The organism is Limnohabitans sp. T6-5, assembly GCF_003063315.1.
In the GTDB taxonomy this organism is placed as follows: Bacteria; Pseudomonadota; Gammaproteobacteria; order Burkholderiales; family Burkholderiaceae_C; genus Limnohabitans_A.
In genome coordinates this window covers 847359-871016 of the sequence record NZ_NERV01000001.1, presented here as the reverse complement: position 1 = coordinate 871016, position 23658 = coordinate 847359, and the positions used below count along the sequence as shown (strand labels likewise).

The window sequence follows — 23658 nt, the reverse complement described above, 5'->3', positions numbered from 1 at the left end:
CACATGTCGCATCATTGGCCTTCATCCCATGAGCAAAGCTTTCACCAAAGAAACCGATTCTGACGACGACGATGAAGTGAGCTTGCCCGCTTTACCGACAGGCACGCGCAATTACATGACGCCTGCTGGATATGCCCGCTTGCGGGCTGAGTTGTTTTCCTTGATCGACGATGAGCGCCCCAAGGTGGTGGAGATCGTGCATTGGGCAGCCAGCAACGGTGACCGTTCAGAAAATGGTGACTACCTTTACGGCAAGAAACGTTTGCGCGAGATTGACCGTCGCATAAGGTTCTTGACCAAGCGCCTTGAAATGGCCGAGGTGGTCGATCCCTCGGTTCACCATGGCAGTGACCAGGTGTTCTTTGGCGCCACCGTCACTTATCTGGAGCCCTCCGGGCTTGAACGCACAGTCACCATCATGGGCATCGATGAGGCCGACAGTTTGAAGGGCCAAGTCAGTTGGGTGTCGCCCATTGCGCGCACATTGATCAAGTCGCGTGAAGGTGATGAACTTCAGCTGGTGACGCCTTCAGGCGTCATGGCCATTGAAGTTTTGCAGGTGAGTTATCCATCCCCTGCATGAAAGGTGTCAGCTGACTGTAGTGCCTGTGGTGGTTTGGCGGCTCGCTTGAATGACCGACGTTGTGCGTTTGAGCTGGCGCAGCACACTGTCCAAGTGGGATGTATCTCTGACGGCAATCACAAATCTCAATTCGGCCGCGTCCTGAGGCGTTTCCTGTCCCATGTCCACATGCACGATGTCGGCTTCAGCAGTGGCCAGTGCGCCAGCCACGCGGGCTAATACACCTTTGCCATTGACCACTGTAACTTCGATGGCGGTTTCAAAGTTGCGCACTGGCTCATCTGACCATTCGACACCGATGAACCGTTCGCTGTCCTTGTGTTCCAGTTTTAGGGCGATTGTGCAATCGCGGCGGTGGACGGCCAAGCCCTCGCCCCGACCGAGATAGCCCAGGATGGCATCGCCTGGCAGTGGGCGGCAGCAACGCGAATAAACCACTGAGGCGTTCTCGCTGCCATCCAGTGTGATGGCGCCTTGTGACACAGTTTCATGGGCCGTAAAGCGTTCACGGGTCATCAACAAGGCATCGGGTTTTTGTCCCAATTCGCCAACCAGCAAGACCAGGCGTTTGGCCACGATGCTGGCAATGCGTTTGCCCAAGCCCAAATCCATCAATAAATCTTGCCGATTCTTGTTGCCTGTAAAACGCAGCAACTTGTCCCACAAAGGTTGCATCTTTGCATCGTCTGTAGGTAACTCGTCAATCCCTTCGGCACGAAGGGCTTGGTTGAGCAGTTTTTCACCCAGCTCAACGGACTCGGTTTGCGCCATGGTCTTGAGGTGGTGGCGGATTTTGGAGCGGGCGCGACCCGTGCGCACAAAGCCCAGCCATGCGGGGTTGGGGGAGGATACAGGGGCGGTGATCACCTCGATCACATCGCCATTTTTCAACTCGGTGCGAAGGGGTACTTGCTCACCATTGATTTTGGCCGCCATGGCGTGGTCACCCACGCTGCTGTGAATAGCGTAGGCAAAGTCCACCACGGTGGCCCCGCGCGGCAAGGCCATGATTTGGCTTTTTGGCGTAAAGACGTAGACCGCATCGGGAAATAAATCGACTTTGACGTGGTCCCAGAACTCGGCTGCATCCCGGGTTTCGCTTTGAATGTCCAGCAGTGATTGCAGCCATTGTGTGCCCAACCGATCCGATTGGGCTTTTGCATGGCTGTTTTCCTTGTAAAGCCAGTGTGCGGCGACCCCTGATTCGGCCACCAAGTGCATGGCTTCGGTGCGCATCTGAAATTCGACATTCACGCCAGACGGTCCTACCAGCGTCGTATGCAAGGATTGGTAACCATTGACTTTGGCAATCGCGATGTGATCTTTGAATTTGCCGGGGACCGGTTTGTAAATCTGATGCAACAAGCCCATGGCCGTGTAGCAGTCGATGACAGACGGAACGATGACTCGAAAGCCGTAAATGTCGGTGACCTGTGCGAAGCTCAGGTGCTTGTCATCCATTTTTTTGTAAATGGAGTAAAGCGTTTTTTCGCGACCACTGATGCGCACGTCCATGCCCGCTTGAGAAAAGACGGATTCCACTTCGGCTTGCACCTTTTGGATCAGGTCACGTCGACGGTTGCGAGCGCGCGATACGGCCTTGGTCAGAACGGCATAGCGCCATGGCAGCAAGTGCTTGAAAGACAAGTCCTGCAGTTCCCGGTAGATCTGGTTCAGACCCAGACGGTGCGCGATCGGCGCATAAATTTCGAGCGTTTCGGAGGCGATGCGTCCCCATTTGCTGCGCGGCATGTCTGACATGGTGCGCATGTTGTGCGTGCGGTCCGCCAACTTGATGAGGATCACCCGCACATCGCGCGCCATGGCCAGGAGCATTTTGCGAAATGACTCGGCCTGGTTTTCTTCGCGGGTATTGAATTCCAGCTTTTCGAGCTTGGTCAGTCCATCAACGAGTTCGGCAACCGGAGCGCCAAAGCGTTCAATCAGTTCGACTTTGGTGACGCCACAGTCTTCCATGGCATCGTGCAGCAAGGCGGCCGACAAGGCTTGCGCATCCAGCTTCCATTCGGTACACAGCGCTGCCACCGCAATCGGATGGGTGATGTAAGGTTCGCCGCTTTTGCGCATTTGACCCAGGTGGGACTCATCCGCAAATTTGTAAGCTTTGCGCACCATTTCTGCATCGGATGCGCTGAGGTAATCAAGTCTGGCAGTCAGAGCCGCAAAACTGGCTGCCGCCGCATTGGCGGAGGCAGGACTCACCGCGGCATGGCGATTGTGACCAGTTTGAGGGGAGGGGGGCATGAGGGAGCTCATGACATCAATGTAACTGAAGCCGTCCGTGACTTGATGCGCAGACGAAAAAAAGCCCCATTACTGGGGCTTTCGATGACCTGGCCAGCCAGGCTGGGGCGGATCAGGAAACGCGCTTGAGCATTTCGATGCCGACTTTGCCTGCTGCAATCTCGCGCAAAGCCGTCACGCCAGGCTTGTTTTTGCTTTCAATGCGGGCGGTGTGGCCCTGGCTCAGCATGCGAGCGCGGTAGGTGGCCGCCAACACCAGTTGGAAGCGGTTCGGGATCTGCTCCAGGCAGTCTTCAACAGTGATACGGGCCATGGTGGAATTTCCTTCAGGTTAGGCGAGATGCAGCGCCTCGAATGTGTCTGCGCGGGCTCTCCGCTGGGCGGGATATTTGAGCCTTTGGGCATGAACGATGGCTTTGAGGTCAAACAAAGCACGCTCAAAAACTTCATTGATTATAACGAAGTCGAATTCCTTGGCTTGGGCCAGCTCCACCGCGGCATTTTGCATGCGCAACTCGATGATGTCTGGGGCGTCTTCACCTCGGCGCTCCAGCCTTGAGCGCAATTCTTCCCAGCTGGGGGGGAGGATGAAGATCAGTACGGCATTGCCATACATCTGTTTGATCTGTATGGCGCCCTGGTAATCAATTTCCAGCACTACATCGGAGCCTTGTGCCATGCGCTCTTCAATCATTTTCTTGGAGGTGCCGTAGCGCTGACCATGCACATTGGCCCACTCGACAAAGGCGTCCGCCAGCACCATCGCATCAAATTCCTGGTGTGAGGCAAAGAAGTATTCCCGACCGTGCTTTTCCTGACCTCGTGGCGCACGGGTGGTGTGTGAGACCGATGGGTGCACGCCTGAGTCGAGCTCCATCAAAGCTTTGACCAGACTGGATTTGCCAGCCCCGCTGGGGGCGGCCACTACGAATAGGTTTCCTGGGTATTCCATGGTGTCAATGGCTTATTCGATGTTTTGGACTTGTTCGCGCATTTGCTCGATCAGCACTTTCATGTCCACGGAAATCCGGGTCATTTCCAGCACAGCCGATTTGGAGCCCAGGGTGTTGGCTTCGCGGTGCAGTTCCTGAATCAGGAAGTCCAGGCGTTTGCCGATGTCGCCACCTTTCTGGAGCAAGCGGGAGATCTCATCCAGATGTGAGCGCAGGCGCGTCAACTCCTCGGCCACGTCAATGCGGATGGCAAACGCGGTGGCTTCGGTCAGTGCGCGGTCTTGAGCCGCTTCTGGCAGGTGGCTGCCGTCGGCCAGCGCCATGGCGTCTTTCCAGCGTTCCAAAAAACGTTGGCGCTGTTGCTCAACGAGCTGCGGCACCAAGGGGCCGGCTTGTTCGGCCAAGCTGCGCAGTTGGCCAATGTGGCCTTGCAGCATATCGGTCAGGCGAGCGCCTTCTCGGGCACGGGCATCGCGCAAGGCGTCCACCGCCGCTTGCGCCAGTTGGAGCCAGGCGGCTTCGTCGAGCGCGATGGGACCCGAGCTGCCCGCTGTCATGCGCAGCACATCGGCCACGCTCAAGTCACGGGCTTTGGGCAACCAGTCCTGAATCTTGTCTTGCAGGGCGGCGATTTTCTGCAGTGCCTGGTGATTGGGGGCCTGCAAAACAGCGCCATCGCCTGCGTCCTGGCTGGCACGAACTTCAACCTTGCCGCGCTTGATGTGGCGTGTGATCAGTTCACGCAGAGCAGGTTCGAGTTGGCGCAGCTCTTCAGGCAGGCGAAAGCTCAGGTCCAGAAAGCGGCTGTTGACCGAGCGGATTTCAAGCCCGAGTCGTGCAGTGGGGGCTGGCGCCACCGCTGTGGCGGGGGTCTCGACGTCTACGGGCAGCGGGCTGTGCTGCACGCTGGCGTAACCGGTCATACTGTAAACTGGCATCAATCAGGTTCCTTGTGACAGCGCTTGGCCAACTTGGCTTTTGAGCGCTGCAGATGCCCAGCCGGGCAGCTGAGCATCAAACGAGGCATTATCTCAAACTCTCGCCTGACCACCCGATTCATTTCCTCGATAGGGTGCCGTCCAGGACCATTCCGAGCACCTTCATGAACACCACCGCTTCCACTTATGTCCGAACCGGCCGCGCTGCCGATGCCTTGCGTCCAGTGCGCATCACCCGTGGATACACCATTCACGCCGAGGGCTCGGTGTTGATCGAGTTTGGCCAGACCCGCGTTTTGTGCACGGCTTCGGTGGAAGAGAAAGTGCCTGGCCATAAAAAAGGCAGTGGCGAGGGCTGGGTCACGGCTGAATACGGCATGCTGCCCCGCGCCACGCATACCCGTGGCGACCGTGAGGCTGCCCGTGGCAAGCAAAGTGGCCGCACCCAAGAAATCCAGCGCCTCATTGGCCGCTCGCTGAGGGCGGTGTTTGACCTCAAAAAATTGGGGGAGCGCACCATCAACCTCGACTGCGATGTGCTGCAAGCCGATGGGGGCACGCGCACGGCCAGCATCACCGGGGCTTTTGTGGCCGCGCAAGATGCGGTCAGTTGGCTGATGACCACCGGCAAGCTGCAAGAGTCGCCGATCATTGACCGGGTGGCAGCCATTTCGGTGGGGCTGAAAGCGGGCACCGCCTTGCTGGATCTGGATTACCCCGAAGACTCCGCTTGCGACACCGACATGAATGTGGTGATGACCGGCTCGGGTCATTTTGTCGAGGTGCAAGGCACGGCCGAAGGTGTGGCTTTCACCCGCAGCGAGATGGACCGCATGCTGGCTTTGGCCGAAAAAGGCATTGCCCAATTGGCTGGTTTGCAACAAAAGGCGCATGACGAACCCCAAACCTTGACCTTCTCCGCCTGATCGGCGCTTGGACGCGTCCATGAAAATCGTTCTTGCTTCCAACAATGTGGGCAAATTGGCCGAACTGCAAACGATGTTCGCACCGCTGCAGATGACTTTGGTGCGCCAGTCTGAATTGAACATTCCCGAGGCCGAAGAGCCTTTCAAAACCTTTGTTGAAAACGCGCTGGCCAAGGCACGCCATGCAGCTCAGCTCAGCGGCTTGCCTGCTTTGGCAGATGATGCGGGCCTGTGCGTGGATGCCTTTGGTGGGCAGCCAGGCGTCGACACGGCTTACTACGCCACTCGTTTTGGTTACGCCAAAAGTGATGACAACAACGTCACAGCGCTTCTGGAGCAAATGCAGGGCATCGACAAGCGACGTGCCGCCATGGTCAGCACGCTGGTGGCTGTGCGCAGTGCCGATGACCCCGAGCCTTTGATCGCAGTCGGCCGCGTGGTCGGGGAGATCACCCGAGAGCGACGCGGCACGAATGGTTTTGGTTTTGACCCCATCATGTTCATCCCGGAATTTGGCAAGACTTTTGCCGAGTTGCCCGTGGAGGTGAAAAATGCCAACAGCCACCGTGGCCGAGCCGCACAGGCCATGTTGACCCTGATGCGTGAACGCTGGATGATTTGACGCATGACCCATCCGCTGGATCCCGTCCATGCGATGCGCCCGGGTGTGTTGCAGTTGAATGCGTTGCCGCCGCTTTCGCTGTATGTGCATTTGCCGTGGTGCATCAAAAAATGCCCTTATTGCGATTTCAATTCGCATGAGTGGCGAGCAGGCGATGATCGCGCCATTCAAGACCAATACGTGGACGCTTTGCTGGCCGATTTGGAGGCCAGCTTGCCTCTGATTTGGGGGCGCAGCATTCAGACCGTGTTCTTGGGGGGCGGAACGCCCAGTCTGTTTTCTCCCGAAGCCATTGATCGTTTGATCGGTGGCATCCGTGCGCGTTTGCGTTTGGCGCCTGATGCCGAAATCACCATGGAGGCCAATCCAGGGACGTTTGAAAAAGACCGTTTCAAGGCTTTCCGACAAGCTGGAATCACCCGTTTGTCCATTGGGGTGCAGAGCTTCAACAATGACCATCTGAAATCGTTGGGGCGGGTGCATGACCGCGATCAGGCCTTGGCCGCCGTGACCGAGGCGGCGCAGGTGTTTGACACCTTCAACCTTGACTTGATGTATGCCTTGCCCGGTCAAACCTTGGATGATTTGAGCCAGGACATGCAGACTGCACTGGCATTTGCGCCACCGCACATCTCGATCTATCACCTGACGATTGAGCCGAACACAGTCTTTGCCAAGTTCCCACCGGTGCTGCCTGAAGATGATTTGGCTTACGAGATGATGGACGCCATCACCGAGTTGACGGCGGCGCATGGCTTGTCACGCTATGAGGTTTCGGCCTATGCAAAGTCAGGTCACCAATGTGCGCACAACCTGAATTATTGGCAGTTTGGGGATTACCTGGGCATTGGCGCAGGGGCACACAGCAAACTGAGTTTTGCACACCGCGTGGTGCGTCAGGTGCGTTACCGCGAGCCTCAGCTGTACATGCAGCAAGCCGCGAAAGGCGAGCCCGTGACCCAAAGCACGGAAGTTTCCCGTCAAGACCTGCCATTTGAATTCATGCTCAATGCCTTGCGCCTGCGCAAAGGCTTTGCCCTGACGGACTTTGTCGACCGCACGGGCCTGGCGATGACCAGTCTGCAAAAGGGCTTGCAAGAGGCGGAACGATTGGGCTTGATAGGGCGTGACCTGAATCAGGTATGGCCGACTGAACGGGGCTTTGATTTTTTGAGCGATTTGCAGGCGCTCTTTTTGAGCGAAAACGCCTGAAAAACTGTTTCATTTCTTGGGAAGGGGCAGCCCTTGTTTGACAAACTTGAGCAGCAGCTTCCATGCGTAAAGCATCAAGAGCGCGCCAGTCATGTCGCCAACGAACATGGGCCACACATCGACCCACCCATTGATGTTGACTCGGTGAAGTAAAAGCCAGATGCCGTGGTGTGCCAAGGCGTTGGCTGCGGCATAGACCATGGTGAAGTTCAGCAGTTGTTGCACCGTCATGTCATTTAAGTGCAGGCTGATCATTTTGCGTTTCTCAAACCACTTGAGAGTCAGCCACGGTGTCCACCCGGAAACGAGGCCATTGCACAAGGCCAGCCAAATGAATTCATTGCTGAGATCCATTCGGTCAATGTACCAAGTGCCCAGCATGATGCCGACAGCACCAGGTAAACCCAGGATCAGCACCAGAATGACCCTAAAACCGGAGGGCAAAAAGACCCAATTGATCCCGGAGCGGTATTCCAGCGCGGAGAAAATCCAGGCGTTGAATTGGAAGAAAACTGCAAACAAAGCCGCGCTCGCCAGCATCAGCATTGCGGTTTGTAAAGCTTCCTGGACAGTCGTTCTCATGCAGCCAAGCTTTGATGTACCTGCTGCATGGATTGGCCGAGATGGCTGAAATACTCGATGGTGCGCGGTGTTGGAATCAGAAACTTGGCTCGTCGATCACCTTCCAGATTGAGGGTGCCGAGCATTTCCTTTTCGCGAAGGCGCGTAATGCGCTTGTGCAAGGTGGCCGGAGAGCCTAATTGCGCCAGACCAATGGCCTCACGCACGGTCATGGGCTGATTTTCGTACCAACGCAAAACCACGGCGTGCAAAAGCGCGCTTTCATTGGCATCCATCTCCATGCCTGCCGGTAAGGCTTTAATGACCCGCGTCAATTGCAAAAATCGCAAGTAAGCAGTGGCAAAAGGACTATCGATTTTTTCCATGAGGTTGATTTTATCAATCAAATTGAAATATTCAATTAACCATGAAAACACAGTTGGATGGATCGGGTGCCTGCATTTTTAGGAAATTCCCTAAATACCGTTTTATTCCTCATCATTAAATATTTTGACGTCGAAAGAGCCAAAGTCTGATCGTCCAGTTGGACTGGCGGGTCATGATCCACAGGGAGGCGAACAAAGCAGCAGATCCGTGTAGGCAGATCAACAGCAAAGTGAGTGACATGCGTCCTTCAGCAATCCAACGTTGTCCGAAATTGATCATGTTGTAGTAAATGATGAAGGTCAGAATGGCCTTCATCAAATGGTAACTTTTGGCCGCTCTTGGATTGACTGCCGCTAAGGCGACAGCCAAAAACACCAGATTCAGCGCGCAAAGACCTTGTCCGATTCGCCAAAAAAGCTCACCCATGCGCGACTCATTGGGGCTCTGGATCAGTTCCAGGCTGTGCACCATGTAATTGGCCAGAGCACTGGAGGCCGTCGTTGCCTGTTCGCTGATCAGCAGTTGGTAGTTCTCAAAGGAGGTGATGCGGGTTTCATGCGTAACAGTATTGAGCGAGACTTGTTGACCATTTTGCAGTTTCAAGAAACGCTCGTCTTTGATTTTGTCGACACGGCCCTGCTGTGCTGTGGTGATGACTTGCCAGTCACCATCCGTGGTGGACACAAAGACGTTGGTGCCAGCCAAACTGCCAGTATTTTCCTTGTCGATAAAAAATACACTTTTGCCGCCCGAGAACTCCTGGAATTTTCCAGGGGCTACACGTTCCACATCGCTTCTGGATTCAAAGCGGTTTTTGAGCTCCTGAATTTTCTGGTTGCTCCATGGCCAAACCACCAAGGCCGAGAAAAATATGGCCAGCAAGATGGGCCAAGCAAACCGCAATATGGGCCGCACAAAAGAAAATAGGCTACGACCACTGCAAAACCAGATCACCATCTCACTGTCACTGTACATGCGTGAAAGCGTAGACACCACAGAAAGAAACAGGCTCAAGGTCAGCAAGGTGGCGGAATAACCCAGTGCCGTGAATCCCATGACCAAAAGAACATCCGAGGGGTTAATGCTTCCCTGACTGGCTTGCCCCAGTGTCTGGATCAGCATGTTGGTCATGACCACAGTGAGCAGAACCACCAAAGTGGTCACGAACGATTGGGCGAGATCCTTACGGAGCGAGGACTGAAAAACCACGGAGCCTCCCTCAATCCAAGGCTGTCAAAGCAGGATGGCTCATGGCTTGCCGTTTGTCCGGGGGGGACCACAATGCGCTGCACCGGTGTCCGATGGCGTGGGGCCTGAGCGCCAAAGCTTCCAGGCCTTTTCCTCGAAAGCGATTTGCCAGACAGTTTGCATGGCCGGTGTCAATTGAAACTGTGCAGGGGTGATCAGCCACCGGACATCTGATGAAGACTGTTGCAGGACATCCGGGTTTTGCAGGACCTTGCCCGATGCAGGATCAAAGTCTGCACCTTCAAAAAATACCCTCCGCCAGTTGTCTCCTGAATTGCGGCGGGCCTCATCCCAGTTCTCAACCACAATCAATGCTTGGGAGCGATTGGCCAAAAACGGCACATCGAAGGGATAGTCTCCGGTGACAAACACTGGATCCTTGGGGGCTGAAAGGCAGGTCAATTTTTGGGCGGTATCCAGCGCGGCATCTTCCAGACTGTTGTAACGGGCCAGGAAATTGCCACCGATGGCGAACGCCATGCTCAAGCCACACAGCCCCGTGAACCAGAACGGTGCGGATTTTTTCTGAGAAGTGAGCTGGTTCCAGCTGTAGACCGCCAGGAGGGCGACCGGTGGAATGACGGGCAGGATGTAGCCCATCAGTTTGGAAGTTGGCAGCGAGAAAAAAAGCAGAATCATCAACAGCCAGATCCAGGCCAAAGCAGTCCAGGGATCGCGCTGAGTCAGGCCTTTGTCGCCGAAGGGGCGCCACACGAGGAGTTTTTGCAATGCATTCCAGGCGATGAAAATCACCCATGGAAACATGAAGATCGCAATGACCCCGGGGTAAAACCACCAGGCTTGCTGGTTGTTGAATTGGTTTCCGCTGAAACGGGAAAAATGCTGTCCGATGATGAAATAGTCAAAGAACTCCGGGTAATGCCTTTGCGCTTCGAGCATCCAGGGCATGGCGGTGCAGGCGAGCAACAGCAGGCCGCTGATCCAGGGAAAGTGGATCAGCTGGCGGGTTTTGCCGGTCATGAGCACCCAGGGCAACATCACCATGCCGGGCAGCACGACACCGATCAAGCCTTTGCTCAAAACACCCAGGCCGCAAGCGACAAAGCCAAGCCGAGCCCAAAGGGCATTCGGCTGATCGTCATCTTTCAAAGAGATGGCAAACAGGCCAATGGCCACCGTGATCCAGGTCGCCACCAAAAAATCATGGTTGATGTACTGACCGCCAATCAAAAAACCCACGCTTGAGCCCAGCACCATGCTCACTTTACGGGCTGTGATATCGCCCTGAATGTGCCGCACGCCGAGGTAGACACAGCTCAGCATGATCAGGGCGTGGACAGCGGTGACCAGCCGAGCCGTCCAAACATGCACGCCCATGAGGCTGAAAACTTCGGCTTGCAACCAATACAGCAAAGGGGGTTTGTGAAAGAACGGGATGCCATTGAGCCGGGGAACCAACCAGTCGCCAGACAGGAACATCCAGCGGCCAATGTCTGCGTAACGCCCCTCATCCGGCAGGGACAAGGGTCTGATGGTCGCGAGGATCAGCAGCAATAGCCAGATGCATGCGATGGTCAGCCAGGACTTTTTGTTCTCTGTCATTGGTTAAGCGCGATGGGTGGTTTTGCGGTGATCTTCGTCGGACGGCTCATGGCTTGCGGGCCATCAGAATCATCAACAGGCCAGTGTAACTTGAGCGCCTTGCGCAGCCAGCGCTCAACATGTCTTGTCCATGCCTTAGGAATATGACGGTGTGCATGCAGCGTCTGAGGTCAATCAATGATTGGATCGCATTTGCACCGATTCGCGCATAAAAAATGCGCCTCATAGGCGCAAGGGTGCAGAAATGGTCGCATTCTGGAATGCTGGCGGAAGCGGTGAGATTCGAACTCACGGACCCTTGCGAGTCGACGGTTTTCAAGACCGTTGCAATCGACCACTCTGCCACGCTTCCGTCGATGGCCGGTATTGTAAAGCATCGCCGGGCCCGATCACATGGAACGGGCCCGTCAGGTGATCACTTGCCGCTGGGTGGTGCAATTTGCACCCACTTGCCGCCCTTGATCTGATCGATCGAGGCCAGTTCCTGACCGACGTGGTTGTTCACGAAGGTCTGGCGCGAAAAGGTCGTGAAATCCTGGTGGGCCACAGCGGGCATGGCCTTGGCCAGGGATTGGGAGTTCAGGTTGCGACCGGCCGCTTGCAGCCCGGCAATGAACCACGAAGTGTAGGAATACGCATTGGCGGCGTTTTCATCGGCATCCATGTTGAACTTGGCTTTGAAGTCTGTCATGAACTTCTTGGCCGCAGCGTCACTGGTGTCCGGGTCGTGCAATTTCCAGCCACCGATGCCATACATGCCTTCGGTCGCCTCTTTGCCCAATTTGGCCACGATGGTCGAGCGACCTGGAATGGTGGTCAGGACCTTGACTTGGCTCCAGTTGAGTTTTTTCACTTCGGTCATGACGCCTACCGACTCGCGCACCAGGGTGCCTGCCACGATCAGATCGACGTTGGCGGCTTTCATCTTGGCCACCTGGGACGAGAAGTCGATGTCGCCCACTTTGTAGGCGGCTTCGGCGGCCACGGTTTGGCCTGCGTCTTTCAGGGCTTGGTTGACACCTGCTCTGACCAGGTCACCGAATGGACCTTCCTGATAAATCACCCCCACTTTTTGGCTTTTCCAGTTTTTGACAGCCCAGGAAAGGCCGTTGGCGGTGGTGGTGTCGTAATTTTGGACGGTGGTGAAGAGCAAGGGGCTGTTGGCACTGACCTTCTGGATGATGCCTGAGGCGGCCCAAGGCGCAAACACCATGACCCCTGCATCGGTGGCCATTTTCACGGTGGCCGCTGTGGGACCGGAACCGAAGGGGTTCACGATGGCCAGCACGTTGTCGCTTTTGATCAGTTTTTGCACTGCCCGCACCGCTTGTTGGGGCTGGCTGGCGTTGTCTTCCACGATCAGTTTGATCTTTCGACCATGCACACCGCCTGCGGCGTTGAGTTCATCGATGCGCAACTGCATGCCGTTGCGCAGCATGGGCATGCCCGCTGCTGCCGGGCCGGACAGGTCAATGTGGGTGCCGATCACAATTTCGGTGTCACTGACACCTTGTGAGGTCTGGGCCTGCGCCGAGGCCATGAGGGCGCCCGCGGCGCTGAGGATGAGAAGTCTTCTGCTGAGTTTCATGGTTGTCTCCTGGTTGGTAAAAGGTAGCCATCTGGCCTGTTTCATGGAACCGTGCTTATCCTGAGTGGCCTTCTCAGTTTTCATACATGCTGTCGATCAAGGCCGCGTATTTGCTGGCAATGACCTTGCGTTTGAGTTTCATCGTTGGCGTGAGCTCTTCGTCCTCGGCCGTGAGCAATTCGCCAATGATTTTGAAAGACTTGATTTGTTCCACCCGGGCCAGTTGGGGGTTGATCCGCTCGATTTCGGCATGGATAAGGGCAATCACCTCCGGCGCACGGGTCAGGCTGGCAAAGTCGGTGTAGGGCACTTGATGTTCTTGGGCATAGCGGGCCACATGCTCTTGATCGATCATGACCAGGCAAGTGAGGTATTTGCGGCCATCACCAATGACCACGGCGTCGGTGATGTAGGGGCTGAACTTGAGCAGACTTTCAATGTGGCTGGGCGTGACATTCTTGCCCCCGGAGGTGATCAGGATGTCCTTGATGCGATCGCGGATCGCCAGATAGCCTTCAGCGCTGATTTCGCCGCAGTCACCGGTGTGCAACCAACCTTCGTCGTCGATGCTTTCGCGGGTTTTCTCAGGCATGTTCCAGTAGCCGCCAAAAACGTTGGGGCCGCGCACCTGCACTTCATTGTCAACGCCAATTCGCATTTCGGTGCCCGGGGCCTTGATGCCCGCCCAGCCCAGGCGCAATGCCCCTTGGGGTGTGGCGGTGCAAAAGCCGGTGGTTTCGGTCATGCCAAAGGCTTCGCGCAATTCAATGCCGCAGCCCAGATACCAGCGGATCAAATCGGGCGGCACCGGTGCAGCGCCGGTCAAGGCACTTTTGACGTTTTGCAGGCCTAAAAAGATGCGCACATTGCGCAGGGCCAGCCATTGCAAGGCCTTTTGCAAAAAACCCGGTGGTGAGATGTGTTGACCTTGCAATTGCGCTTCGACATGGGCCGCGCCCCATCTTCTGGCCGTCTGGTAGGCCCATCGGGCGGGTGCAATCGCATCGCGCATGAACAGGTCGATCTGGGAGTACATTTTTTCCCAGAAGCGCGGGGGCGCAAACACAAGATGCGGGGCGACTTCGCGCAGGTCATTGAACACCGTGCCGGAGTTTTCCGGGAAGTGAACAATCAAACCCACAGCCAGTGGGTTGTAGACCGAGGACATGCGCTCGGCGATGTGGCACAAGGGCAAAAATGACACCGATTTGTCGCCCTGCTGCACATCCAGGTATTCGGTGGCCAGGCTCAGCTGAAACACCAGGTTACTGTTCAGGATCATGGCACCCTTGGGCGCGCCCGTGGTGCCCGAGGTGTAAACCAGAAAGGCCAGTGCATCACCTTGGGTGTGATCGATCGAGGTTTCAAAGTCGTTGAGACGGGTTTGTGCCAGGGTGTGGCCTTGTGCCAGAAAGTCGTCAAAGAATTCAACCGCCGGGTCGCTGAACCCCCGCAGACCTTCGCGTTCCATAACCACGATGCGTTGCAGCAGCGGGCATTGATCCCGAATGGCCAGGGCCTTGTCCAGTTGCTCCTGGTTTTCCACAAACAGGATGCGCGCACCGGAGTCGACCAGGATGTGTTGCAACTGACCTTCGGAGGAGGTGGGGTACACACCGTTGCCGATGAAGCCCATGCACTGCGCGCCCATGTCGACAAACAGCCATTCGGGGCGGTTTTCGGCCAGGACGCATACCACCTGACCGCGCTCCATGCCCAAGGCTTGCAAAGCCAGGCCTGTGGCTCGGGCATGGCCGTAGTACTCGCCCCACGTCGTGGTTTGCCAAAGGCCCCGTTGCTTGTAACGCAGGGCGGGCAGCGCGGCCCAAGCCTTGCAACGTTGGCGAAAGACCTTGGCAGGTGTGTCTTCGCCCAGGTAGGTGATGGCGGAGGGTGTCATCGTATGAATGGTGTGCATGGGGGGCCGTTTCATCGCCAGGTCTTGCGCCGTTTCCAGCGTTGTTGGGTGCCGCTCAGGCCTTGCGTGGCATGTCCGCCGAGATAGGCTTCGCGCACATCGGCTTTTTGGCTCAGGGCACTGCAGGTGTCCGCCGCCACAATGCGACCCAACTCCATGATGTAGCCATAGTCAGCATGGGCCAGCGCAATGGCCGCATTTTGTTCAACCACCAACACAGCGGTGCCGGTTTCATGCCGGATGCGGCTGATGATGTTGAAAATTTCCTTGGTCAGCAAAGGCGACAGACCCAAAGACGGTTCGTCGAGCATCAGCAGTTTCGGCTGACTCATGTAAGCGCGGCCGATCACCAGCATTTGCTGCTCACCACCGGAGAGTAAACCGGCGTGCTGCTCCTGGCGTTCCAGCAAGCGAGGAAACCATTCAAAGACCCGCGCCAAATCTTGTTCAGTCTGCGAGCCATCGGTTCGTGTGTAAGCGCCCATGTTGAGGTTTTCCCGAACACTCAGGAAGGGGTAGATTTGACGCCCTTCAGGCACCAGCACCAAACCACGGCGGCAGACCTCGTCGGCATCCAGGCCATGCACCTTCTGGTCGTTGAAAAGAACTTCTCCCTTGAAAGGGTCGATCACGCCTGCCAGGGTGTTGAGCAAGGTGGTTTTTCCTGCGCCATTGGCACCCAGCACGGTCACCATTTGGCCTTGTTCAACCTGCAGGTTCACGCCTTGCATGGCCGCAATCGGGCCGTACCAGGTTTCCAGGTTTCGTATGTCCAGCAAAACGCCCATCTTCAGGCTCCCAAATAAGCGGCGATCACGGCCGGGTGACTTTGCACAGCACTGGGGCTGCCTTCGGCCAGCACGCGCCCTTGCGCCATGCAGATGACCCGGTCGGCCACAGCACTGACCAGGGACATGTCGTGTTCGACCATGACCACGGTGATGCCCAGTTCACTGCGGATGTCGTCGATCCAGAATGCCAGCTCGCGCGTTTCCTCCGGGTTCAGACCGGAAGCGGGCTCGTCCAGAAAGAGCAATTCGGGTTTGGCGCACAGGGCGCGGCCCAGCTCAACCACCTTGCGCACGCCATAGGGCAGGCCTGCAATCTGGGCATGTCGCCAGGGGGTGAGTTCCAGAAAATCGATGACATCTTCCACCTCAGCGTGTGCAGCCTCTTCCAGGCGTGTCAGTGCCGGGGTGCGCAGGATTTGCTGCCACCAATGGCCCTGGAAGAAGCGGTTTCGACCCAAGAGCAAGTTGTCCAGCACTGTGGCGGCTTCAAAGAGTTCGATGTTCTGGAAGGTGCGCGCCACACCCAGATGGGCGATCTGGTGGCGTTGCAGGCGTGTGAGGTCCTGGCCTTTGAAGTTGATCTGCCCACTGGTGGGGTCGAACACGCGGGTCACGGCATTGAGCAGGGAGGTTTTCCCAGCGCCATTGGGTCCGATCACGGCCAGGACTTCACCGGGATGAACCTCCAGGCTGAGGTCCGTGATGGCCTTCACGCCACCAAAGGCGAGCGACAGGTTCTGGACCGACAGCAAAGGGCTTGGGGCTTGGATGGGGCTCAACGGTAACGCTCCGATTTCATGTAGCGCTTGTTGCGCTTGAAGGTGTCTTTGCGGTAGAGGGGGAAAGACTCCAAAAGACTGCGGATCTTGATCCAGCGGCCATTCAGGCCCATGGGTTCATACAGCACAAAGATGGCCAGCACGAGGCCAAAAATAAAAGTTTCAAGCCCGAATTGCCGGGCCAGTCCATCTGGCAAAAAGGGCTTGATGCGCGAGATCGCCGTGGGCAGCAAGCTGATCAAAATGGCGCCCAGCACCGCGCCCCGCAGGCTGCCCAAGCCCCCAATGACCACCATCAGCACCAGCTCCAGGGACAGCAGCAAGGTGAAACCATCGGGTGTCAGGTATTTCAGGTGATGCGCCAGCATGCTGCCCGCCAGACCGGTGATACCGGCTGAAAGTGCAAAGGCGCCCGCTTTGACGCGCTCGACCGGAATGCCCAGCGCATACGATGCCGCCTCGGACTCACGCACGCCCATCAAGGCGCGGCCCATGCCCGAACGCAAGAGGTTGAGCAAGGCCAGCAACACCAGGGTCAGCATCGCCAGGCAAAAGTAATAGAAGGCCTTGGGTCCGCTCAGGGACAGGCCCCACACGATCGGGTCGTTCACGGCCAGGCCCGTGAAGCCGCCGGTCACCGAGCTCCAGTGGCCAATGACCTGTTCAATGATGATGGCAAAAGCCATGGTGACCATGGCCAGGTAAAGCCCCGAAACCCGGATGGCCGGAATGCCCACCAGCAGACCTGCTGCTGCACTGGTCAAGGCTGCCAGTAACATGGACACGGGCAGGGGCAAGCCCTTGGACAAGAACCAGGCGTGGCCATAGGCACCAATGGCCACGAAAGCGGCATGACCGAGTGAGACCTGACCTGTCAGCCCTGTGAGGGCCATCAAGCCCAGGCTGGCCACGCACAAAATGAACACGTAGGCCATCTCACCCAGTGCAAAGGGCGTGATGAACCAGGGCAGGGCGCACAAGACCAGCAGCAGCAAGGCATAAACGTTGCGGTCAAAAGCGGTGCGCCACAGCGCAAAGCCTTCGCGGTATCGGGTGTGGTAATCGAATTGCATGCAGCTTTTCCTGTTCAGACGCGGCGTCCGTGGGCTTCACCCAGCAGACCATGCGGGCGCACGATGAGGACCCCGATCAGCACCAGATAGGCCACGATGTCCTTGGTGCCATCGGGCATGTAGACCCCGGCGTATTGTTCAATCAGACCGATCAGCAAGCCGCCAACAATGGCGCCCGGAATGCTGCCAAATCCCCCCAGCACCAGGGCTGACAGTGCTTTGAGCGTGACAAACCACAAGCTGATGTCCACCAAGGTGATGGGCGCGAGCAAAACCCCAGCGAAGGCTGCGGTGATGCCGCCCAGTGCCCACACCAGCGAGTTGACCCGTTTGACACGCACACCGTTGAGGTAAGCGGCCAGCTGGTTTTGCGAAGCGGCTTGCATGGCCACGCCCAAACGCGTGTAGCGGAAAAAGAAAAACAGCACCAACGTCACCAGCATGGAGGTGCCCAGAATCACCAATTGCAAGTTGGCGATGGACAGTCCCGCAATCTGGCTGCTCTGGTTGGTCCAGGGCGTGGGGTAGTTGCGCGACTCCGGGCCAAACACCATGCTGACAGCGCCCCGGATCATGAAGGCCAGGGCAATGGTCAGCATCACCCCTGAAAACTGGGGTTGACCGGCGATGCGGCGGATGATGAAAGCGTCGAGGGCGTAAGCGAACAGCGCCACACTGATGACGGTGATCAGCAGGGCCAGCCAGAACGGCAGTCCCCAAACGGTGATCAGCCCCCAGGCGCTGAAGGCCGAGACCACCAGCAAGTCGCCGTGTGCAAAATTCAGCACTTCGGTGGCTTTGTAGATCAGCACAATGCCCAGCGCCACCAGGGCATAAATGGCCCCCACGGCGATGCCATTCACCGTCAATTGGGCCAAGGTTGACCAGAGATCATTCATGTGTTTTTAGCTTTCGAAGATGTGAAGCTCACGTCCCAGGGGAAAAGCGTCTGGTGACAATGGTCACAGGCCACACGGGGCATGAAACTGTGTTGACAGGCCAGGTGACGTGGGCGGATGGAGCTGGGTTCGTGCAGATGTGACTCGCCCGCCCAAGTGGACAGGCACACGATGTAGCCGAACAGATCGCGGCTGCTGGGGGTCAGGCGGTACAGGCGTCTGCGGGCGTCGTGGGCATCGGTTGCACAGCGCAGCAAGCCGACTTCGACCATGCCGGACAAGCGCCGGGACAAGACGTTGGGACCAATGCCCAGGACTTTGGAGATCTGGTCAAAGTAATGGCATCCCAGAACCACGGCGGTCAACACCAGCAGGCTCCAGCGGTCCACGCGCAAACCGAGGCTCATTTCTGCCGATTCACGGGTGGACATGCGGGGTGGGGACATGCCCTCAAGCGGCTCGTGGCGCAAACGCGCGTTGGGCGACAGGCTGAAACTCAGGTCGTTCATGCCGACCTTGTCACCACAGGCCTGACAGGTCAATTCGGGCGAAAAGTCGTGCTGGCAGGTCTTGTGGTGCAATTTTTGAGGCAAGGCCACAGCGCGGCTGCCCCAGCGTTGCTCCCATAACCAGACCATCAAGGTCGCGTCATAAAGGCCCGTGCCTTTGCGCGTCAGGTGGTACTCATGGCGCGGTGGTCTTTCCTGGTAGAGCCGGGGTTTGAGGACGCCGATTTGCACCAGCGCACGCAGCCGGTTCGACAAAGTGGGGCGAGGAATGCCGGAGTGACTTTGCAGTTCATCGAAACGCCGGATGCCCAGAAACACCGACAACATGACCTGCACGGTCCAGCGGTCGCCAAAGACCTTCAGGCCGTGGCTCAGCGTGCTCGTGGCGAGCGCATCGTGCGTCAGCTCAAGGTCGAGGGCTTTCAGCATGGACGGCGGCTCAATGATGGGCATGTCGCCGGTTCAAATCCGCTCAATCACCATGGCCACGGCCAAGCCTGCCGCACCACACAAGGACACCAGTGCGTAGCGGGCCTGACGCTGTTCCAGCTCGTCCATGGCCATGCCCAGCAGCGTGCTGCCGGTCGAGCCCATGGCATGACCCAGGGCGATGGCGCCGCCGTTCACATTGAGCTTGTCGTGGGGCACGTTCAGGTGCTTCATGTAGTGCAACATGAGCGAGGCAAAGGATTCATTGACCTCAAACAGGTCGATGTCTTGCACGGTCAGGCCCGCCAGTGCCAGGGCCTTCTCGGTGGCTTGCACGGCCCCCGTCAGGGCCAGGGTGCGGTCCACGCTCACCGTGGCGGTGGCCAGGATGCGGGCGCGGGCCTTGAGCCCCAGGCGTTGGGCGGCCGCAGGGCTGGCGAGCAAAACGGCCGAGGCCCCATCGGCCATGGTGGGGGAGTTGCCTGCGTGCTGCACATGGTCGACGTGGCTCAGGCCATAGCGTTGGCACATGAGCTTGTCGATGCCGTATTTCTCGGCCATGGCCGCGAATGCGGGTGGCAATTGGCCCAGACTTTCAAGTGTGGTTTGCGCTCTGGGCGTTTCGTCCTGCGCCAGCAGCACAGCACCCTCGGCATTGAGCACCGGGGTCACGGACCGGTAACGGCCTTGCTGCAAGGCCGCCACAGCACGTTGCTGCGAGGCCAGCGCGTAGGCGTCACATTGGGCGCGGTCAAAACCTTCCATGGTGGCAATGGTGTCGGCTGAAATGCCGATGGGCACCAGCGTGGTCTGTTGCTGAAATTCGAAGTCGTGCGTCAGGGGTCCCTGATCAGACGCCATGGGCACGCGCGACATCATTTCCACGCCACCACCCACGGCCAAGCTGTCGTTGTCCATGGCCTGCTGTGCAGCCAAATGAACAGCGCTCAGGCCCGAGGCGCAGTAGCGGTTGATGCTCAGGCCGGGCACCTGATCGCTCCAGCCTGCCCGCACCAGGGCGAGTTTGGCGATGTTGGCGCCTTGATCGGCCGTTTGCGTCACACAGCCAATGATGGCGTCGCTCACCTGGGCCGTATCAATACCGGTGCGTTGGGCCAGTGCCTGCAATTGCCTGGCCAGCAAATCCACCGGTTTGAGGCTGCGCAGCGCGCCTTTGTCATTGCCTCGCCCCCGGGGGGTGCGCAGGGCTTCGATGATGAGAGCTTGGGTCATGCCTTGTCCTTGGCTTGAGAGGTCTTGGTCGGCAGGCGGGGAAAAAATGCCGGCACATTGGCGCAATAGTCGGCGTAGCCGGGCTTGCTTTTGGCCATGTGGCGTTCCATGAGCGAGGTGGCCGATCCTTTGTTCATGAACCAGGTCACATAAATCGCTGGAACAACCGACAGCCAGCCCCACGGATGAGACAGCGCAAACACGCTGTAGCCCCACCACATGCAGGTCTGACCGAAATAGTTGGGGTGGCGTGTCAGGGCCCACAAACCGGTGTTGAGCAATTGAGACTTGTCTGTGCGCAGGCGCTTGAACCGGGTCAGCTGCCAATCAGCACCGGCCTCGAAGACAAAACCGACCAGCCAGACCAAGGCGCCCGCCACATGCCAAAAGCCAATGGGGCCAGGAGAGGTCATGCCAAACAACAAGGGAATGGCCCACACCCAGATCACCACGCCTTGCAGCAAAAAGACCTGGAAATAGCTCCACCACCAAAAGCGCGCGCCTGAGCGCTGACGCCAGCGGGCGTAGCGCGGGTCTTCACCGTGCGGCAGATTGCGCCACAGAATGTAGAGCGAATAACGGCCGAAACCCACCGTGGCCATGGCCAGCAAAAGCAGATGCGATGCTTGTCCATCAGCCCCCAAATGCTGGTAAAGCCACCAGGGTGCAGCCAACAAGAGCAGGCCGTAGGCAATGTCCATGATGCTGGCATCGCGTTTGATCAGGCTGATGACCCACACCACGGTCAGCCACAGCCACAGCCAGATGCCGAACTGCAAAAAATCAGCCAAAAACCCCGGGGCCACCTGGCCGCTGGCGGCCACGGCTGCCACCGCCAGGGGCAGCACAGGGTAAGCCCGGTCAATCCAGCGGATGTTTTCGCGCGGCATGGCCCACAGCCACACGGCGGCGAGCAAGGCCCAAGCCACCAAAAGGGTTGGCGCGTGTTGTTGCCATAAAGAATTGATCATGCTTGTCCTGCCTCCACCACAAAACTCACCACAGTGGCGCAAGAGCCACCGATGTTCAAGGTCTGAATCCGATTGGCGCCTTCTATCTGACAGGCCTCGGCTTGTCCGGTGACTTGGCGAGCCGCGTCCCAGAGCATGCGCGTACCGGTGGCACCCACCGGGTGACCACAACCGATCAGGCCGCCACTCATGTTGACCGGGCAGCGACCACCGGGGGCAATCGAGCCGTCTTCCACCGCTTGCCAGCTTTGCCCAGGAGCCGTCAGGCCCAGGTGGTCAATGGCCATGTACTCGGTGGTGGTGAAGCAGTCGTGGGTTTCGATGCCGCTCATCGCGTCAATGCCCGACACACCGGCACGGCGCCAGGCGTCTTCGATGGTTTGCCGCACATGGGGAAACACATAGGGCTGGCCTTGGCTGCGTTCGATCTTGTCGCGCAAGCGCAGACCCGCGTTGCGATGGCCCCAGCCCGCAATGCGGGCCAATGGGTCCAGGCCATGGCCACGCTTTTGGGCATAGGCCTGTGCAAAACGGGCAGAGGCCAGCACCACAGCGCAAGCACCATCGGTGATCTGGCCGCAGTCCTGGCGGCGTGTGCCGGGCTCGATGATCGGGTTGGCTTCATCGTCGTCGGTGAAGCTCAGGGCATCGAATTGCCAAGCGCGGGTTTGTGCCAAAGGGTTGCGTTTGGCGTTGCCGTAATTGATTTCGGCAATCCGGTTCAGGTGTTTGCGGTCGAGGCCATAGCGGCGTTCGTATTCTTGAGCCAGCAAACCAAAGGCGGCGGGCCACATGAAGGTGCAATCGATGTCTTCATGCCCCTGCCAGGCCGCAGCGTTCTGGTTGACCGAGGCCACATTGCCCGAAGTGTTCTTGAACTCTTCGACACCCATCACCAGCACGCAGTCGTAGCGGCCCGCTTCGATTTCGGCCATGGCTGCCAACACGCCCAGCGAAGAGGATGCGCAGGCGCCTTCATGGCGCATGGCTGGCACGCCGCAGAGTTCGGGGGTCATTTGCGCCACCATGGAGCCCAGGTGGGCTTGCTGGCGTTGCATTTCACCAAAGGCATTGCCCACATGAATGCTCTCAATCGCCGAGGTGTCCAGTCCGGCATGGTCCAGCACGCCCTGGGTGGCTTCTTGCACCATGTCAGAGATGTCTTGACCCTGACGCGCCCAGGACTTGGCAAAGTCGGACTGGTAGCCGCCGAGGATGTAAACAGGTGCGCTCATTGGAAACTCCTTTGGGGATAGGGCAGGGCTTGCAGGCGCTGCATGGCAGTGGTGTATTCGATGGCCAGCTGGTCCACGATGCTGGCCATGGGGGCGGTTTGGTGGATGGTTCCGAGGCCCTGACCTGCAGCCCAGACATCCAGCCATTTCTTGCCCGCAAACGAAGCACTGCTGTCGTATTGGCGGGAAGGGGCATCGGGCATGTTGTCCGGGTCCAGGCCGTTCAGGCGCAGCGAGGGCTTGAGCCAACTGGCCGATGTGCCGGTCACCCCGGCGCTGACGATCAGGTCGTCCACTGTGCTGTCGACGACCATTTGTTTGTAGGCCTCGGGCGCCATGCTCTCAAGGGCTGGAATGAAGCGTGTGCCCATGTACACATAATCGGCGCCTGCTGCGATGGCCCCGGCAATGCCCCAACCGTCGCTGATGCCGCCGCCCAAAACCACTTCGCCATCGAAAAACTCACGAATGGCGCTGACGAACGCAAACGGCGACAAAAAGCCGGTGTGCCCCCCTGCACCTGCCGAGACGCAAGCCAGGCCATCGGCCCCGGCCTTGACGGCTTTTTGCGCCAGCGACAGGTTGATGACATCGGCGAATACCCGACCCCCATAGCCGTGCACCACCTCGATGGCGGGTTTGGGACTGCCCAAAGCCGTGACCACCACCGGCGGTTTGTAGCGGGCAATCAATTCCAGGTCTTGTGTCAGCCGGGTGTTGGACGAGTGGGTGACGAGGTTGGCGCACCAGGGGCCCACCGTGTCGGCACCTTGCACATCACGGGCGGCCGCCAGGCCTTCGGTGATGGTTTTCATCCACTCGTCGAGTTTGTCGATGGGGCGCGCATTGGGTGTGGGAAAAGCCCCCACAATGCCCGCCTTGCAAGCGGCCATCACCATCTCGGGGCCCGAGATCAAAAACATGGGGGCAGCAAACACCGGCAGTCGCAGGGGCAGGCGTGAGGAACTCATGCGG

The 23658-nt window shown here is 58.0% G+C and carries 23 protein-coding genes and 1 tRNA gene; 4 read left to right on the top strand and 20 right to left on the bottom strand.

Features of this window, described 5'->3' with window-relative positions; genetic code table 11:
* Positions 1-28: 28 nt before the first annotated feature.
* Positions 29-583 carry a transcription elongation factor GreB gene (gene greB, locus B9Z51_RS03765; protein ID WP_108371885.1) on the top strand — a complete coding sequence of 185 codons (555 nt, stop codon included), beginning with the start codon at positions 29-31 and terminating at the stop codon, positions 581-583.
* A gap of 6 nt (positions 584-589) precedes the next feature.
* On the opposite strand, the gene B9Z51_RS03760 is transcribed toward greB, so the two are convergent.
* The 4 genes from B9Z51_RS03760 to B9Z51_RS03745 all read right to left on the bottom strand — a co-directional run bounded on the left by B9Z51_RS03760 (position 590) and on the right by B9Z51_RS03745 (position 4739).
* The gene (locus tag B9Z51_RS03760; protein WP_199227439.1) at positions 590-2848 is read right to left on the bottom strand and encodes a bifunctional (p)ppGpp synthetase/guanosine-3',5'-bis(diphosphate) 3'-pyrophosphohydrolase; all 2259 of its coding nucleotides are present in this window, start codon (positions 2846-2848) and stop codon (positions 590-592) included.
* A gap of 112 nt (positions 2849-2960) precedes the next feature.
* Entirely contained in the window at positions 2961-3161 is a 201-nt protein-coding gene (rpoZ, locus tag B9Z51_RS03755) for a DNA-directed RNA polymerase subunit omega (protein ID WP_019425866.1), read from the bottom strand.
* 18 nt (positions 3162-3179) lie between these two features.
* Entirely contained in the window at positions 3180-3800 is a 621-nt protein-coding gene (gene gmk, locus B9Z51_RS03750) for a guanylate kinase (protein ID WP_108371881.1), read from the bottom strand.
* A 12-nt stretch (positions 3801-3812) separates the two neighbouring features.
* On the bottom strand, positions 3813-4739 hold the full coding sequence (locus B9Z51_RS03745) for a YicC/YloC family endoribonuclease (protein WP_199227438.1): 927 nt from the start codon (positions 4737-4739) through the stop codon (positions 3813-3815).
* 164 nt (positions 4740-4903) lie between these two features.
* Here B9Z51_RS03745 and rph point away from each other — a divergent pair, with 164 nt between their 5' ends.
* The 3 genes from rph to hemW are packed head-to-tail and all read left to right on the top strand — an operon-like array spanning position 4904 to position 7499.
* Positions 4904-5665 carry a ribonuclease PH gene (rph, locus tag B9Z51_RS03740; RefSeq protein WP_108371878.1) on the top strand — a complete coding sequence of 254 codons (762 nt, stop codon included), beginning with the start codon at positions 4904-4906 and terminating at the stop codon, positions 5663-5665.
* A 19-nt stretch (positions 5666-5684) separates the two neighbouring features.
* Positions 5685-6287: an RdgB/HAM1 family non-canonical purine NTP pyrophosphatase gene (gene rdgB, locus B9Z51_RS03735; protein ID WP_108371876.1), complete on the top strand. Its 603-nt coding sequence runs from the start codon at positions 5685-5687 to the stop codon at positions 6285-6287.
* 3 nt (positions 6288-6290) lie between these two features.
* Positions 6291-7499 carry a radical SAM family heme chaperone HemW gene (gene hemW / locus B9Z51_RS03730; protein WP_108371874.1) on the top strand — a complete coding sequence of 403 codons (1209 nt, stop codon included), beginning with the start codon at positions 6291-6293 and terminating at the stop codon, positions 7497-7499.
* Between the two features lie 9 nt (positions 7500-7508).
* Here the strand turns inward: hemW and B9Z51_RS03725 are convergent, their stop codons facing one another.
* From B9Z51_RS03725 to B9Z51_RS03650, 16 genes are all read right to left on the bottom strand, one after another.
* Entirely contained in the window at positions 7509-8081 is a 573-nt protein-coding gene (locus B9Z51_RS03725; protein ID WP_108371873.1) for a hypothetical protein, read from the bottom strand.
* A complete protein-coding gene (locus B9Z51_RS03720) occupies positions 8078-8446 on the bottom strand; it encodes a hypothetical protein (protein ID WP_108371871.1) in 369 nt (122 codons plus the stop codon). Before B9Z51_RS03720 ends, B9Z51_RS03725 begins: the two co-directional genes overlap by 4 nt.
* A 115-nt stretch (positions 8447-8561) precedes the next feature.
* Positions 8562-9656, bottom strand: coding sequence for an LPS export ABC transporter permease LptF (gene lptF / locus B9Z51_RS03715; RefSeq protein WP_108371869.1), 1095 nt, complete (start codon positions 9654-9656; stop codon positions 8562-8564).
* Between the two features lie 39 nt (positions 9657-9695).
* The gene (locus B9Z51_RS03710) at positions 9696-11258 is read right to left on the bottom strand and encodes a glycosyltransferase family 39 protein (RefSeq protein WP_108371867.1); all 1563 of its coding nucleotides are present in this window, start codon (positions 11256-11258) and stop codon (positions 9696-9698) included.
* A 264-nt stretch (positions 11259-11522) separates the two neighbouring features.
* Positions 11523-11610, bottom strand: a tRNA-Ser gene (locus tag B9Z51_RS03705).
* Between the two features lie 63 nt (positions 11611-11673).
* Complete coding sequence (locus B9Z51_RS03700; RefSeq protein ID WP_158272818.1) at positions 11674-12846, bottom strand: ABC transporter substrate-binding protein; 1173 nt, start codon at positions 12844-12846, stop codon at positions 11674-11676.
* 73 nt (positions 12847-12919) lie between these two features.
* Positions 12920-14764: a long-chain fatty acid--CoA ligase gene (locus B9Z51_RS03695; protein ID WP_108372700.1), complete on the bottom strand. Its 1845-nt coding sequence runs from the start codon at positions 14762-14764 to the stop codon at positions 12920-12922.
* Positions 14765-14775: 11 nt separating this feature from the next.
* The gene (locus B9Z51_RS03690; RefSeq protein ID WP_108371864.1) at positions 14776-15552 is read right to left on the bottom strand and encodes an ABC transporter ATP-binding protein; all 777 of its coding nucleotides are present in this window, start codon (positions 15550-15552) and stop codon (positions 14776-14778) included.
* A gap of 2 nt (positions 15553-15554) precedes the next feature.
* Positions 15555-16334: an ABC transporter ATP-binding protein gene (locus B9Z51_RS03685; RefSeq protein ID WP_108371862.1), complete on the bottom strand. Its 780-nt coding sequence runs from the start codon at positions 16332-16334 to the stop codon at positions 15555-15557.
* Positions 16331-17407 (bottom strand): branched-chain amino acid ABC transporter permease, encoded by a 1077-nt coding sequence (locus B9Z51_RS03680; RefSeq protein WP_108371860.1) that lies wholly within the window; start codon positions 17405-17407, stop codon positions 16331-16333. The genes B9Z51_RS03685 and B9Z51_RS03680 overlap by 4 nt, the downstream gene beginning before the upstream one ends.
* 14 nt (positions 17408-17421) lie before the next feature.
* Entirely contained in the window at positions 17422-18306 is an 885-nt protein-coding gene (locus tag B9Z51_RS03675) for a branched-chain amino acid ABC transporter permease (protein WP_108371858.1), read from the bottom strand.
* Positions 18303-19244 carry a helix-turn-helix domain-containing protein gene (locus tag B9Z51_RS03670; RefSeq protein WP_158272817.1) on the bottom strand — a complete coding sequence of 314 codons (942 nt, stop codon included), beginning with the start codon at positions 19242-19244 and terminating at the stop codon, positions 18303-18305. Before B9Z51_RS03670 ends, B9Z51_RS03675 begins: the two co-directional genes overlap by 4 nt.
* A gap of 33 nt (positions 19245-19277) precedes the next feature.
* Complete coding sequence (locus B9Z51_RS03665; RefSeq protein ID WP_108371854.1) at positions 19278-20477, bottom strand: acetyl-CoA C-acyltransferase; 1200 nt, start codon at positions 20475-20477, stop codon at positions 19278-19280.
* Positions 20474-21448: a DUF1295 domain-containing protein gene (locus B9Z51_RS03660; protein WP_108371852.1), complete on the bottom strand. Its 975-nt coding sequence runs from the start codon at positions 21446-21448 to the stop codon at positions 20474-20476. The genes B9Z51_RS03665 and B9Z51_RS03660 overlap by 4 nt, the downstream gene beginning before the upstream one ends.
* The gene (locus B9Z51_RS03655) at positions 21445-22683 is read right to left on the bottom strand and encodes an acetyl-CoA acetyltransferase (RefSeq protein ID WP_108371850.1); all 1239 of its coding nucleotides are present in this window, start codon (positions 22681-22683) and stop codon (positions 21445-21447) included. Before B9Z51_RS03655 ends, B9Z51_RS03660 begins: the two co-directional genes overlap by 4 nt.
* Complete coding sequence (locus tag B9Z51_RS03650; protein WP_199227437.1) at positions 22680-23654, bottom strand: nitronate monooxygenase family protein; 975 nt, start codon at positions 23652-23654, stop codon at positions 22680-22682. The genes B9Z51_RS03655 and B9Z51_RS03650 overlap by 4 nt, the downstream gene beginning before the upstream one ends.
* Positions 23655-23658: the final 4 nt, after the last annotated feature.